11 protein-coding genes are annotated in these 13,581 nt (G+C 65.4%); 10 read left to right on the top strand and 1 reads right to left on the bottom strand.

The features are described from left to right. Positions 1–188: 188 nt before the first annotated feature. From BACI349Y_RS16100 to BACI349Y_RS16055, 10 genes are read left to right on the top strand one after another with little or no spacing between them, the layout of a single operon-like run. On the top strand, positions 189–1,550 hold the full coding sequence (locus BACI349Y_RS16100; RefSeq protein ID WP_201302462.1) for an ABC transporter substrate-binding protein: 1,362 nt from the start codon (positions 189–191) through the stop codon (positions 1,548–1,550). 6 nt (positions 1,551–1,556) lie between these two features. Beyond that, the gene (locus BACI349Y_RS16095) at positions 1,557–2,567 is read left to right on the top strand and encodes a carbohydrate ABC transporter permease (RefSeq protein ID WP_159633016.1); all 1,011 of its coding nucleotides are present in this window, start codon (positions 1,557–1,559) and stop codon (positions 2,565–2,567) included. Then, on the top strand, positions 2,564–3,487 hold the full coding sequence (locus BACI349Y_RS16090) for a carbohydrate ABC transporter permease (protein ID WP_159633014.1): 924 nt from the start codon (positions 2,564–2,566) through the stop codon (positions 3,485–3,487). The genes BACI349Y_RS16095 and BACI349Y_RS16090 overlap by 4 nt, the downstream gene beginning before the upstream one ends. 2 nt (positions 3,488–3,489) lie before the next feature. Next, positions 3,490–4,338 carry a sugar phosphate isomerase/epimerase family protein gene (locus BACI349Y_RS16085; RefSeq protein ID WP_159633012.1) on the top strand — a complete coding sequence of 283 codons (849 nt, stop codon included), beginning with the start codon at positions 3,490–3,492 and terminating at the stop codon, positions 4,336–4,338. Continuing rightward, complete coding sequence (locus tag BACI349Y_RS16080) at positions 4,335–5,495, top strand: Gfo/Idh/MocA family protein (RefSeq protein ID WP_159633010.1); 1,161 nt, start codon at positions 4,335–4,337, stop codon at positions 5,493–5,495. The genes BACI349Y_RS16085 and BACI349Y_RS16080 overlap by 4 nt, the downstream gene beginning before the upstream one ends. Before the next feature lie 3 nt (positions 5,496–5,498). After that, the gene (locus tag BACI349Y_RS16075) at positions 5,499–6,404 is read left to right on the top strand and encodes a sugar phosphate isomerase/epimerase family protein (protein ID WP_159633008.1); all 906 of its coding nucleotides are present in this window, start codon (positions 5,499–5,501) and stop codon (positions 6,402–6,404) included. Between the two features lie 2 nt (positions 6,405–6,406). After that, complete coding sequence (gene uxaC / locus BACI349Y_RS16070; RefSeq protein ID WP_159633006.1) at positions 6,407–7,810, top strand: glucuronate isomerase; 1,404 nt, start codon at positions 6,407–6,409, stop codon at positions 7,808–7,810. Continuing rightward, on the top strand, positions 7,807–9,219 hold the full coding sequence (locus BACI349Y_RS16065) for a mannitol dehydrogenase family protein (protein ID WP_159633004.1): 1,413 nt from the start codon (positions 7,807–7,809) through the stop codon (positions 9,217–9,219). Before uxaC ends, BACI349Y_RS16065 begins: the two co-directional genes overlap by 4 nt. A gap of 36 nt (positions 9,220–9,255) precedes the next feature. Beyond that, positions 9,256–10,485, top strand: coding sequence for a D-mannonate dehydratase ManD (manD, locus tag BACI349Y_RS16060; RefSeq protein WP_159633002.1), 1,230 nt, complete (start codon positions 9,256–9,258; stop codon positions 10,483–10,485). A gap of 29 nt (positions 10,486–10,514) precedes the next feature. Further along, complete coding sequence (locus BACI349Y_RS16055; RefSeq protein WP_159632999.1) at positions 10,515–12,794, top strand: gluconokinase, GntK/IdnK-type; 2,280 nt, start codon at positions 10,515–10,517, stop codon at positions 12,792–12,794. A gap of 68 nt (positions 12,795–12,862) precedes the next feature. On the opposite strand, the gene BACI349Y_RS16050 is transcribed toward BACI349Y_RS16055, so the two are convergent. Further along, entirely contained in the window at positions 12,863–13,483 is a 621-nt protein-coding gene (locus BACI349Y_RS16050; RefSeq protein ID WP_159632996.1) for a Rho termination factor N-terminal domain-containing protein, read from the bottom strand. Positions 13,484–13,581 lie beyond the last annotated feature (98 nt).

Raw genomic sequence — 13,581 nt, 5'->3', positions numbered from 1 at the left:
GCCATGTGGGGTTTCCAAGGCTACTCGTTCCCGGAATCCTGTTGAACTCAATCTGAGCATTTATGGCAACTTTTGGCAACCGCTTGCCATGCACGTTGCCATCTTCCTAGACTGACTCTCGAGTCGCCTGCAGTGATCCCCGCCACAGGACGGATGTGGCCATGCGGGTGTCCTAGAGGAGAAAAACAATGAGGTTTAAATCGACTACTGGGCTCGCGGCAATTGTCACCGCTGCAGCACTCGCCCTGACCGGTTGTGGATCCGGAGGCTCCGGCAGCAGCGGAGGATCAACCAACGCGAACGGGAAAGTGGATGGTACGGGCAAGACCCTGAACGTCCTGGTCGGCGTCCTGAGCCAGTACCCCGAACAGCAGAAGCAGTGGCAGAGCGATATCGCCGCCAAGTTCAAGGCCGAGACCGGGGCGGACGTGAAATTCGAAACCTTCGCCTCGGCCAACGACGAGCTCACCCGCATCCAGACCTCGGTGGTATCAGGCCAGGGACCTGACATTTATGGCCTTGGCACAACGTTCACCCCCACGGCCTACGCCACCAAGGCGTTCGTGACCCTTTCCGATGACGACTGGAAAGCAGTGGGTGGCAAGGACCGCTTCAACCAGGCCGCACTCGGGATTTCCGGGCCGGACAAGGACCATCAGGCCGGCATCCCCTTTGTGAGCCGTCCGTTCGTGATGGCCTACAACAAAGACCTGCTGGCCGCAGCCGGCATCGACAAGCCCGCCACCACGTGGGACGAGCTCGCAGCCCAGGCCAAGAAGATGACCAAGGGGGACACCTACGGCATCGCCACTGGCTACAAGGACAACTACGATCCCTGGAAGTTCATCTGGGCCATGTCCGTCCAGGCCGGCAACCCGCTGGTTGACGGCAACAAGCTGAAGATGGACGACCCCACCGTCAAGAAGGCCTACGAGACCTACTTCGGTTGGCTCACCCAGGACAAGGTTGTCGACCCTGCATCGGTCGGCTGGAGCAACAGCAACGCCGTGGCTGCCTTTGCCAGCGGCAAGGCCGGCTACCTGATGATGACAACCTCCAGCTCCATCCCCACGCTCGACAAGTCGGCGGTTGCCGGGAAGTACGAGTACACGCTGATGCCCACCGTTGCGCCCGGTGAAACGCAGTCCAAGTCCGACGGCGACGCGGCCAGCATCCTCTCGGGCGACAACCTGGTGGTGGCTGACTACTCGAAGCAGAAGGATTTGGCCTTCGCCTACATCAAGCTGATCACCTCCAAGGACGAGCAGCTGAACTACCAGAAGACCTTCGGCGACCTGCCTGCCAACGCCGAGGCCCTGGCCAGCCTGACAGACCCCAAGCTCAAGCCGCTGGCCGACGCCGCCGCCAAGTCCAAGGCCACGCCGTTCACCGGTGCCTGGGGCGACATCCAGCTGGGACTCCTCAACGTCACTGTCCAGTCCGTCCCCGATCTTGCCGCAGGCAAGGTGGACGAATCAGCCCTGGACCAAAGGATCAAGGACGCCCAGAACAAGGGCCAGGCTTCCCTGGACCGGGCCTCCAAAGGATAGGTTCTGATGTCAACCGACGCCTCCCATGAAGTCCGGCTTGCGGCGGATACCGCCGCAGGCCGGGCGCCCCGGAACACCGACGACGCCGGGCAGCAGCCCGGGCACAAGGGCGGTCCGCGCCGCAAGGGCCTGAGTGAACGGAACCGCCCGCTCTGGATGCTGATCCCGGGCGGAGCCCTGATGATCATCATCATCGTGGTCCCGCTGCTGCTGGGCATCTACATGTCCGTGCTCAACCTGGACCAGTACACCCTGCGGAAATGGATCAGCGCACCGCTGATCGGAGCCGAGAACTTCGTTGAAGCGGTCACGGATTCGCCGCTGATCCACGCCGTCTGGCTCAGCGTCAGCTACTCGCTGCTGGCCATGGTGGTGACACTGCCCCTGGGTATCGCCGCCGCAGTGGCAACGCAGAACGCGTTCAAGGGGCGGGCGGTGATCCGTTCCATCTTCCTTATCCCGTATGTCCTCCCGTCCTTCGTGGTGGCAACGGTATGGCGGACCATGCTCCAGCCCGGCGGAATCGTTGATGAAGCCCTTGCCACCGTGGGGATCCACGTGGGGCTGTGGCTCAACGGGCCGCAGACCTTCTGGACGCTGGTCCTGGTCCAGATCTGGGCGTCCTGGCCGTTCATCTACCTGCTGGCGCTGTCCGGCCTGCAGTCCGTTGACCATGAGGTGCATGAGGCCTCGGCTCTGGACGGGGCATTGTGGTGGAACAAGTTGCGGTACGTGGTTTTTCCCTACCTCAAGGGCCCGCTGTCGCTGGCCTTCCTGATCGGGATGCTGCACCACATCAACAACTTCACCCTCCCGTTCGTGCTCTTCGGCGTCCCGGCCCCCGCCGACGTCGAAGTCCTCCCCATCCTGACGTACGTCACGAGCTTCCAGAGCTTCCGGTTTGGCCTGAGCGCCGCGATGGCCTTCATCTCCCTGGTGCTCATCGCCATCCCGCTGTTCGTCTACCTGCGTGCCGTCAAGCTTGACGACGCCGAAACACCAGGAGGCAAGAAATGAGCGCCACCACAGCCACACGGCAGAGGCCGGCCACCGACCACGTCGACCGTCCCGGCTCACACCGGCAGCACGAGGTCCTGCGCCTTCTTCCCACCCCTTTGCTGATCTTCGTCCTGGTCTTCCTGGGTGCCCTGGTCCTGATTCCGGTGCTGTACATCTTCCTGGCCTCCGTGAACTCTGACATCGGGGTGGCCAACGGCGAGTTCTGGCCGTCCTCGGTCACGTTTGAGAACTACTCCAAAATCTGGACCAGCGTGGGCCTGGCCACCGGCCTCGCCAACAGCGTCCTGGTGGCCGGCGCAACCGCCGTGGTGTCCGCTGCCTTGTCCGTATCCACCGCCTTCGTCCTGGTCCGCTACACCTTCCGGGGCCGGCTGACCATCCTGCGGGGCCTGCTGGCCCTCCAGTCGGTGCCCGGAACCCTCATGGTGCTGCCGGTCTTCGTCCTGTTTTCCTCGGCTTCCACCTACCTCGGGATCCAGGTGATTGGTACCCAGTGGGGACTGTTCGTCACCTACCTGACGTTCGCCATGCCGTTCTCCACCTGGGTGATGGTCACCTACCTCCGCGGGCTTCCCAAGGAACTGGAAGAGGCAGCCCGGATCGACGGCGCCTCCAACCTGGGGGTCCTCTTCCGGATCATCCTCCCGCTGAGCTGGCCCGGCATCGTCGTCTCCGGCATCTTCGCCTTCCTGCTCGGCTGGAATGACGTCCTGTTCGCCTCGGTGATGACGCGCCCCGAAAGCCAGACCGCCGCCGTCGCACTCCAGATCTTTGGTGCCTCCCAGGAAGGCGGCGCCATTCCCTACTACGGCCAGATGATGGCGGCGGCCCTGGTGTGCGCCGCACCGGTGGTCATTCTCTACCTGATTTTCCAGCGTTACCTAGTAGGCGGGCTGACCGCCGGAGGAGTTAAATAACCATGGTTTCGACCAACCAGGTCACCTGGCAGCTGTCAGGCTTTGGCGACGAGATCGACGACGACCCCGCGGTCCAGATCGCAGTGCTGCAGGCGCTGGGCGCCAACCACATCGAAGTCCGCAGCGCGTGGGGCACCAACATCGTGGACCTCAGCGATGAGCAGCTGCAGGCACTGGCCGCACTGCTCGCCGAAAAGGACATGAAGGTTTCAGCCATCGCTTCCCCCATCGGAAAGGTGGATGTCAGCCTGCCCGTGGAGCACGAGGTGGAGCGGCTCCGCCGGGCTGTCAACGCTGCCAAGGTCCTGGACGCCAGGTACATCCGCATCTTCTCCTTCTACTACGGCGAATCGGTGCAGGTGGACAACATCCGCGACGCCGTCATGGAACGCATGCGGGCACTCGCCGACGTTGCCGAAGAAGGCGGCGTCATCCTCCTGCACGAGAACGAAAAAGACATTTTCGGGGATGTTCCGGACCGGGTCCTGGACATCATCGAGACCGTGGACTCGCCGGCCCTGAAGGTCGCCTGGGACGCCGCGAACTTTGTCCAGGTGGGCGTCAAACCCTTCGACGAGGGCTACGCCAAGCTGCGCCCGCACCTGGAGTATCTGCAGGTCAAGGACGCCCTCTTCGCCAACGGCCACGTTGTTCCTGCCGGGGAAGGGGACGGCGATGTGCTCCGCACCGTCGAAGCACTCAAGGCCGACGGCTACGAAGGCTTCGCCTCCCTGGAACCCCACCTGGCAGGTGCGCACGGCCTGGGCGGCTTCTCCGGGCCCACCGCCTTCGGCATCGCAGCACGCGCCTTCGCAAAAGTCACCGCAGAAGCAGGAGTCCAGACCGCATGAGCACCTTGAACGTAGCCATCACCGGATGCGGCGTCATTGGGCGCACCCACGCCGTAGCCCTCCAGTCCTTCCCGGAAGCCCGGATTGTTGCCCTCGTCGACGCCATTCCGGCGGCATCCGAAGCGCTCGCCGACTTTATCGAGCAGCAGGGCGGGCAGCGGCCCCAGCAGTTCACCACGCTGTCGGACGCCTTCGCGGCGGAGGACATCGACCTTGTTGCCCTGGCAACGCCCAGCGGCCTGCACATCCAGCAGGGCCTGGAAGTCCTGGCCGCCGGCAAGCACGTGGTCATTGAAAAGCCACTGGACGTGGACCTGACGCGGGCCCAGGAAATCGAAGCCGCGGCGAAGGAAGCCGCGGGCAACGGGGTCGTGGCCTCCGTTATCAGCCAGCACCGGTTCGACCAGTCCAGTGTTGCCGTTGCGGATGCCGTGGCAAAGGGCCGCTTCGGCCGGCTGACCTCTGCCATCGCATCCGTCGCGTGGTGGCGCAGCCAGGGCTATTACGACTCCGGTGACTGGCGGGGCACCTGGTCCATGGACGGCGGCGGCGCCCTCATGAACCAGGGCGTCCACACCGTGGACCTGCTGCTGTGGTTCATGGGACGCCCCGTGGAGATCCACGCCCACACCGCCAGGCTGGCCCACGACCGGATCGAGGTGGAGGACACTGCCGTAGCGACCATCACCTTCGAAAACGGGGGCCTGGCCGTGCTGCACGCCACCACTGCCGCCTACCCCGGCCTGACCGTCCGCGTGCAGCTGATGGGATCCGAAGGATCAGCCGTAGTGGATAACGACCGCCTGCAGTACTTCCACAGCAAGGACGCCGGCGGCGAATCCGCGGACATGGGCCTCCAGGGCGGGGGCAACCAGGCCGAGGAGGAACTGGCCAAGTACCCGGAGGAGGACTACAAGGCAGCGGATCCCACCACCTACCCCGCCGGACACGTCCGGCAGTACCGGGACATCCTGGCCGCCATTGCCGGCGGAAGGCAGCCCGGCGTCACGGTCAGCGACGCCGTCAACGCGCTCGCAGCGGTGCGGGCCGTGTACGTATCGGCCACCCTGGGCCAGCCCGTCCTCTTCGACGATGTGCTGGCGGGCAAGTACAACGACCTCGAAGTCCGCACCGGCACCGCGGCAGAAAGCGCCTGAGCCATGAAGTTTTCAGTATTTACCGCATCAACCCCGGAATGGGAGCCCGAAGAGGCTGTCCAGCACCTCGCGGACCAGGGCTGGGACGGCGTCGAATGGCGCATCACCGACCAGGCCGATGCGGCGGAACCCGGCTTCTGGGCCAGCAACAGGGCCACGGTCCCGCTCACGGGAATGGAGGACCACCTGGACCGGATCGCGGCCATCACCGGCAGCGCGGGACTGCAGTTCTCCGGAATCGGCGGGTACGCACGGTGCGACAACCACGCCGACGTGGACCGGATGCTGGCCGCCACAGCCAGGCTGGGCGCCGGCCAGGTCCGGGTAACAACGCTTCCATTGGGAACTGCGGCCTGGGGAAACGAACCGGCCAGTGGTACGCCCTACCCGGAACTCTTTGCCGGAGCCCGCCGTGATTTTGAATGGATCGCCGAACGGGCTGAACACCATGGCGTGAAGGCACTCGTTGAGCTGCACCACCGGACCATCACCGCTTCCGCGTCGTCAGCGCTGCGGCTGCTGGACGGACTGGATCCGCGGCACGTGGGTGTCATCCACGACCTCGGCAACCTGCTCATCGAAGGGCAGGAGGACTACTTGCCGGCGTTCGAGCTCCTGGGCGACTACCTGGCCCATGTCCACGTGAAGAACGCGCTCTGGGTCAACAGCGGCGAAACCGATGAGTCCGGCGCGGCCGTCTTCCGGAACGAGTGGGCTCCACTCCGCTCGGGCCAGGGCAGCGTGCTGCAGTACTTCAAGGCACTCGCGGCCTTTGGCTATGACGGGTGGGTGACCGTGGAGGACTTCTCCACCGACCTTCCGTTGGCCGAGCGGACGGCTGACAACCTGGACTACCTTCGTTCCACCGCAGCCTTGGCGGGGCTCTCCGTCCCGGCAGGAAGGCGTTGAGCATGGGCCAGCCCATAGCGGACCACCCGGACCGGCTGCTGCCTGCCGATCCCGGCGTCCGGGACATCGCACGGTCCCTCTTCAAGAAGGTGGAAGGACTGCCGATCATTTCCCCGCACGGACACGTGGACGCGGCAATCATCGAACAGAACACCCCCTTCCCTGACCCGGCGGCGCTACTGGTCACGCCGGACCACTACGTCACCCGCCTGATCCACGCGGGCGGGGTGCCCATGGACCAGCTGGGCCTGGGCAGCCAGCCTGCCGATTCACGGCAAGTCTGGCGCCACTTCTGCGAGGCGTGGCCGGACTTCGAGGGGACCGCGTCCGGGTATTGGATCCGGCAGGAGTTTGCCCACGTGTTCGGGCTGCCGGAGGAACCGTCCGCGGACAATGCGGACCGGCTGTATGACGCGCTGCAGGCCAAACTGTCGGAGCCGGGATTCCGGCCGCGGGAACTGTTCAAGGAATTCAACATCGAGGTGCTCGCCACCACCGATGACCCACTGGACTCGCTGGACAGCCACGCGGCCCTGCACGCCGACCCCTCATTTGCCGCAAGGGTGCTGCCCACCTTCCGGCCGGACCAGTACCTGAACATGGCGCATCCGGCGTGGCGGGACAACGTGGACCGCCTCATCGACACCGCAGGGGAGGGCGCTTCCGGCTACGCCGGCTACATCAAGGCACTCGAAGCGCGCCGGCGCCACTTCGTGGAGCGCGGCGCGGTGTCCGCCGACCACGGCGTCTTCACGCCCGCCACGCTGAAACTGGACGACGGCGAGGCGGAGCGGCTTTTCGAGCGTGGCCGGGCCGGCCAGGCCAGTCCTGCGGACCGGGACGCCTTCGAAGCGCACATGATCTACCAGATGGCCCGGATGTCGGTGGAGGACGGCCTGGTGATGACCATCCACCCCGGCTCGTTCCGCAACCACCATTCGCCCACGTTCGAGGCCTTTGGCGCGGACACCGGCCATGACATTCCGGTGGCGGTCAATTACACGGAGGCGGTGCGCCCGCTGCTGCAGGACTTCGGCACGGCCAAGGACTTCCACCTGGTGCTGTTCACCCTTGATGAGACGGTCTTCTCCCGGGAGTTGGCCCCGCTGGCGGGCTTCTACCCATCGGTGTACCTGGGCGCGCCGTGGTGGTTCCTCGATGCCCCGGATGCGATGCTGCGCTTCCGGTCGGCGGTGACGGAGACGGCCGGCTTCTCGCGGTCCTCGGGCTTCATCGACGACACCCGTGCGTTCTGCTCCATCCCGGCCCGGCATGACACCGCCCGGCGGATCGAGGCATCCTTCCTGGCCAGGATGGTTGCTGAGCACCGGGTCACGGAGGAACGGGCACATGAACTGATCGTGGATCTCGTGGACGCGTCTCCCCGGCGGGTGTTCAAGCTGTGAACGCCGCGCCGCCTGCACTCAACCGCAGCCTGAAGCCGCTGCCCAAACCCCCGGTGCGCATCGTGCACCTTGGGCTGGGCGCGTTCCACCGGTCCCACCAGGCCTGGTACACCCAGCATGCCCCGGACGCGGCGGAGTGGGGGATCGCGGCGTTCACGGGCCGCCGCCCCGACGCCGCGGCAGCGTTGTCCCGCCAGGACTGCCTTTACACGCTGGTGGAGCGGTCGGCCGGCGGCGACAGTTTCGAAGTCATTGGCAGCATCGTGGAGGCGGTGGACGGGGCCAACATTGCACGGCTTTGCGAGCTGGTCGCGGCGAAGGAAACGGCAATCGTCACGCTGACGATCACCGAGGCTGCCTACGGGCTGGCCGCGGATGGAACGTTCGACGCCGGCGCTCCAGGTGCGGCGGATGACCTCCGGGCGCTGTCGGCAGCAGCGTCCGGGGAGGCAGGAGTGCCCGGCACGCCGCTGGGGCGCCTGGTGCTGGCCCTCGCCAGGCGCCGGGACAGCGGCGCCGGCCCACTCGCCGTCGTCAGCTGCGACAACCTGTCCGCCAACGGTGACGTTGCCCGCCGCGCAGTCCTGGGACTGGCATCCGGGTGGGGTTCCGGGCTGGCGGGGTGGATCGAAGCAAACGTCAGCTTTGTCAGCACTTCCGTGGACAGGATTACGCCGCGGACCACCGGGGCGGACATCGCAGAGGTGGAGGAGCAATGCGGATACAGCGACAATTCGCCGGTGGTGGCCGAACCTTTCCGGAACTGGGTACTCAGCGGGGACTTCCCGGCCGGGCGTCCGCGCTGGGAGGAGGCCGGCGCCGTCGTGGTCAGTGACATCGAACCCTACGAGAACCGGAAGCTGTGGCTCCTCAACGGCTCGCACTCCATCCTGGCCTACGCGGGACAGCTCCGCGGGCACGCCACCGTGGCCGACGCCCTGGCGGATCCCCTCTGCCGGAAAGCCGTGGAGGACTTCTGGGACGAGGCAGCGCGCCACCTGCAGGGGGAAGGGCTGGACATCCCGACATATCGCCAGGCCCTGTTGGAGCGCTTCGGAAACGCACGCATCGCCCACCGGCTCGCCCAGATCGCGGCCGATGCCACCACCAAGCTGCGCATGCGCGCGGTGCCCGTGATGACGGCGGAACGGGCCGATGGCCGCCGTGGCGCAGGCAGCGCGTTGATGCTTGCCGCCTGGATTGACTACGTCACCGCGGGAAGCGACTTCCAGGATCCGCTCGCCGCCGAAATCCAGGCAGCTGTGGCGCTTGAGGGAACCGAACGGGTGCAGGGGTTGCTTCGCCTGGTCAGCGCTGCCCTCGCGGACGACCCCGACGTCGTCGCCCTTGTTGCCCGGCTGTGCGGATCCTTCGCGACGACCCCGGCCGAGACCCCTGCACGTACCTGAATCCAGCTTTTACTTCCGGAAGGAACAGTTAGTCCCATGAAAATCGTTGCCGCCGATGTGTTTGTTACCAGTCCGTCCCGGAATTTTGTGACCCTTCGGATCACGACCGAGGATGGTGTGACCGGGATTGGTGATGCCACGCTGAACGGCCGGGAGCTGGCTGTTGCCGCGTATTTGAAGGAGCACGTCGCGCAGCTGCTGATCGGGAAGGACCCGCACCGGATCGAGGACACCTGGCAGTTCCTGTACCGGTCTTCGTACTGGCGGCGCGGCCCCGTGACCATGGCTGCCATCGCTGCCGTGGACATGGCGTTGTGGGATATCAAGGGCAAGCTCGCCGGGATGCCGGTCTACCAGCTCCTCGGTGGTGCGTCGCGGAACGGGCTGCGGGCGTACGGGCACGCCTCGGGGTCCGATATCGAGTCCCTGTTCGACTCGGTCCGGGAGCATTTGGAGCTGGGGTACAAGTCGATCCGGATCCAGACCGCCGTGCCGGGCATCAAGGCTGTGTATGGTGTTGCGGCGCAGGCGCAGGCCTCGGGGGAGCGGTATGACTATGAGCCGGCCGGGCGGGGTGCGTTCCCGGTGGAGGAGGACTGGGACACCCGCGCTTACCTGCGGCACCTGCCCACCGTGTTTGAAGCGGTGCGGAACGAGTTTGGTCCGGAGATCCCGCTGCTGCATGACGGGCATCACCGGATGACGCCGATCCAGGCGGCGAAGCTGGGCAAGGCGCTGGAGCCGTATGACTTGTTCTGGTTGGAGGACTGCACCCCGGCGGAGAATCAGGAGGGGTTGCGCCTGGTGCGGCAGCACACCACCACGCCGTTGGCGATCGGGGAGATCTTCAATACCGTGTGGGATTACCAGACGCTGATCAAGGAACAGTTGATCGACTACGTCCGGGCCGCGTCCACGCACTTCGGCGGAATATCGCCGTTGAAGAAGGTAATGGATTTCGCTGCGCAGTACCAGATCAAGTCCGGCTTCCACGGGCCGACGGATATTTCCCCGGTGGGGTTCGCGGCGCAGCTGCACGTGGGGTTGGCGATCCATAACTACGGGATCCAGGAGTACATGCAGCACTCGGATAAGACCAACGAGGTCTTCGAGCAGTCCATGACGTTCGTGGACGGGTACCTGCACCCGGGCGACAAGCCCGGCATCGGCGTCGAATTCAACGAAGAAGCCGCCGCAGCCTACCCGTACCAGCAGGCCTACCTGCCCTACAACCGCCTGGTCGACGGCACGGTGCACGACTGGTGAGCGCGGCCACGACTGGTGAGGCACCAAGAATGACAAAGCACCGCATCATCGTCATGGGTGTTTCCGGCTGCGGCAAGACCACCATCGGTGACCTCGTGGCCCGCGAACTGGGTGTCCCATTTCTCGACGGCGATTCCCTCCACCCCGTGGAGAACGTGGCCAAGATGGCAGCCGGCACCCCGCTGACGGACGAGGACCGCTGGCCCTGGCTCGCAACCGTAGGCGCGGAGTTGGCCAAGGCAGGCGACGGCGGACTGGTCCTGGCCTGCTCCGCGTTGCGCCGCAGCTACCGCGATGCCATTCGGGAGCAGGCTCCGGACACCGTGTTCCTGCACCTGAACGGCAGCAAGGAGGTCCTCGCGCAGCGCGTTGAAGGCAGATCGGGCCACTTCATGCCCACCACGCTGCTGGACTCCCAGCTCGCCACCCTGGAACCGCTGCAGGAGGACGAGGCCGGCGTGGTGGTGGACATCGCCCTCCCCGTCCCGGACGTGGTGGCCCAGGCACTCAAGGGGATTGCCGCCGTCGTACGTCCTGCCAACGGTGCCCATGGCACCGCGCCGCGCCGGTTCGACGTCGACCTGGCAGCTGCCCCGTTCAATCTCGACGGCGACGCCATCGCCTGGGTGGAAGGCACCCTGGGTGCCATGACGCTTGAGGAGAAGATCGGGCAACTGTTCATCAACCACAACAACGACTACTCACCCGCGTACCTCGACGGCGTGCTGGAAAACTACCACGTGGGCGGCATGCGGTACCGCCCGGGCCCTTCAGCGGCCGTGCAGGAACACATCCGCTACGCACAGTGCAGGACCCGGATTCCGCTGCTGATCGCGTCCAACCCTGAAATGGGCGGCGCGGGCAGCTGTGACGACGGCACGTTCGTGTCCACGCACCTCCAGGCCGGCTCGCACCCGGACAAGGCCATCGCCCGGCAGATGGGGCGGGTGGCCGGAGTGGAAACCGCGGCACTGGGGTGTAACTGGGCGTTCGCGCCGATCGTGGACATCCACTACAACTGGCGGAACACCGTCATCTCCACGCGCTCCTTCGGGAACACTCCGGAAATCGTGGTGGAGCGTGCCAAGGAATACTTCGACGGCATCAGTGAATCGCCCACGGCCTGCGCCATGAAGCACTTTCCGGGCGACGGGATTGACGAGCGCGACCAGCACGTGGTGACGTCCTACAACACCCTCCCTTATGAGGAGTGGAACCGGACGTACGGCCACGTGTACCGGGAGATGATCGCGCACGGCGTGCAGTCCATCATGGTGGGCCACATCGGGGCGCCGGAGGTTTCCCGGCACTTCCGGCCAGGCCTCTCCGACGCTGAGATCCTTCCCGCCACGTTGTCCCCGGAACTGCTGCAGGACCTGCTGCGCGGCGAACTCGGCTTCAACGGATTGGTGCTCACCGATGCGTCACAGATGGTGGGCCTCACGCAGGCGCGGAAGCGCAGGGACCTGGTGCCGGCCACCATCGCTGCCGGCTGTGACATGTTCCTGTTCTTCCGCAACCCGGCCGAGGACTTCCAGTACATGCTGGACGGTTACAAGTCCGGGATCATCACCGAGCAGCGGCTCCACGATGCGCTGCGGCGGATCCTTGGGCTGAAAGCGTCGTTGGGGCTGCACCTGAAAGCCGCTGACCAACTGGTCCCGCCGGCCGAGGCGCTTGCGGTCATTGGATCCGCTGAGCACCGTTCGGTGGCCGCCGAGATCGCGGACAAGACGGTGACCCTCATCAAGGACACCGCCGGCAACCTGCCCATAACCCCGCAGACGTATCCCCGGATCCGTTTGTACGGCATTTCCGGCGGCGCCGACTTCACCCGTGCCGATCCGCTGGCCTACCTGGAGGTGGTCAAGGAGGAACTCGAAGCTGCCGGTTTCGACGTGCACCTGTTCCGCACCGCCGAGCAGCGCGAGGCAGCGGGGGAGACCGGGGTGAACTTCATGTCCATCATTTCCGAGGAAGCCACGGGGGACTACGCGGAGAAGTACGACGCTGCGTTTGTCTTCGCCAACGTCAAGGGCTTTGCGCAGGAGGCAGCCATCCGGATCAAGTGGTCTTCCCCGATGGCAGCGGAAATCCCGTGGTACGTCACGGAAGTGCCCACGGTGTTCGTCTCGCTGAACCAGCCGAACCACCTGATCGACGTGCCCATGGTCAAGACGGCGATCCACGCCCATGCGGGCACCCGGGAAGCCATCCGGGCAGCCGTGGACAAGATCCAGGGCAAATCGGAGTTCCAGGGCACGTTCAACGACAACGTGTTCTGCGGGTCCTTCGACACCCGGCGTTAGGAACCAACCGAAGGAGGCGCCACCGCAGCAGCGGTGGCGCCTCCTTTATACGTCAGGCCCGGGTCCCCCTAGGCGTCTTCACGCTCCGGGTTCTCCAGCCGGAAGAAGTTGGACTGTCTCCCATCGGACCTCTGTTCCTGGTAGATGAAGTTGAGCCCGCGGTCGTCAAACGTCTTGAACCACTCCTCCCAGCTGACTTCGCGAAGGTTCGCGTCCTTCTCCCTGAAGTCGATGCGCAGGACGCCCAGGTGGTCCCCGTGTTCCGTGCCGTCAACAGTCGCCGGAACGCCGCCGCGTTCTTCCGCCCACTGCCTGATGACCTCATGGTGTGTGGTCGCGAGGCTGCGTCCTTCGCGCTCTGGCTCCTCCTCGGTGGACGTAATTTCCTGCGAGTACTTCAACGACTTGGAAGAGTCGTCGCCATGGCGGACCCTGCCGCCGTCGGGGCCGGCTCCCAGGTCTTCTTCGTCGTCCGCCCCGGAGCGGCTGTTGCGGCCCCGGCCGTTATCCGCGTCCTCCTGCCGGGCCTGGGCCACCTCTTTCACAAGTTCTTCCTTGCGCATGCCCGAAGCGCCGGCGATGTGCTCCTGCTTGGCATCCCGGCGGAGTTCGTCCACCTTCTTGTTGCGCAGTTCGGTTTCACTCACATCAGGCGTGTTGGGGGTCTGGTTCCCTGGCTTGTCGCTCATGGCATGTCCTCCTTTTGCGGAACGGGTGTGCATCATTGGGAAATGATAAGGCTACTTACTTTCTAGCGTGTGCCGGACGGCACCGTCAAGCATTGGGC

Origin of the sequence: Arthrobacter sp. 8AJ (assembly GCF_902506025.1) — a bacterium.
Lineage (GTDB): Bacteria > Actinomycetota > Actinomycetes > Actinomycetales > Micrococcaceae > Arthrobacter.
The sequence above is the reverse complement of the archived record's forward strand: the minus strand, read 5'-3'. Positions and strand labels throughout refer to the sequence as shown.

Bases quoted from the DNA above. Each gene is read 5' to 3' on its own strand.
- BACI349Y_RS16100 (WP_201302462.1), top strand. From the start codon at position 189: ATGAGGTTTAAATCGACTACTGGGCTCGCGGCAATTGTCACCGCTGCA.
- BACI349Y_RS16095 (WP_159633016.1), top strand. From the start codon at position 1,557: ATGTCAACCGACGCCTCCCATGAAGTCCGGCTTGCGGCGGATACCGCC.
- BACI349Y_RS16090 (WP_159633014.1), top strand. From the start codon at position 2,564: ATGAGCGCCACCACAGCCACACGGCAGAGGCCGGCCACCGACCACGTC.
- BACI349Y_RS16085 (WP_159633012.1), top strand. From the start codon at position 3,490: ATGGTTTCGACCAACCAGGTCACCTGGCAGCTGTCAGGCTTTGGCGAC.
- BACI349Y_RS16080 (WP_159633010.1), top strand. From the start codon at position 4,335: ATGAGCACCTTGAACGTAGCCATCACCGGATGCGGCGTCATTGGGCGC.
- BACI349Y_RS16075 (WP_159633008.1), top strand. From the start codon at position 5,499: ATGAAGTTTTCAGTATTTACCGCATCAACCCCGGAATGGGAGCCCGAA.
- uxaC (WP_159633006.1), top strand. From the start codon at position 6,407: ATGGGCCAGCCCATAGCGGACCACCCGGACCGGCTGCTGCCTGCCGAT.
- manD (WP_159633002.1), top strand. From the start codon at position 9,256: ATGAAAATCGTTGCCGCCGATGTGTTTGTTACCAGTCCGTCCCGGAAT.
- BACI349Y_RS16055 (WP_159632999.1), top strand. From the start codon at position 10,515: ATGACAAAGCACCGCATCATCGTCATGGGTGTTTCCGGCTGCGGCAAG.
- BACI349Y_RS16050 (WP_159632996.1), bottom strand. From the start codon at position 13,483: ATGAGCGACAAGCCAGGGAACCAGACCCCCAACACGCCTGATGTGAGT.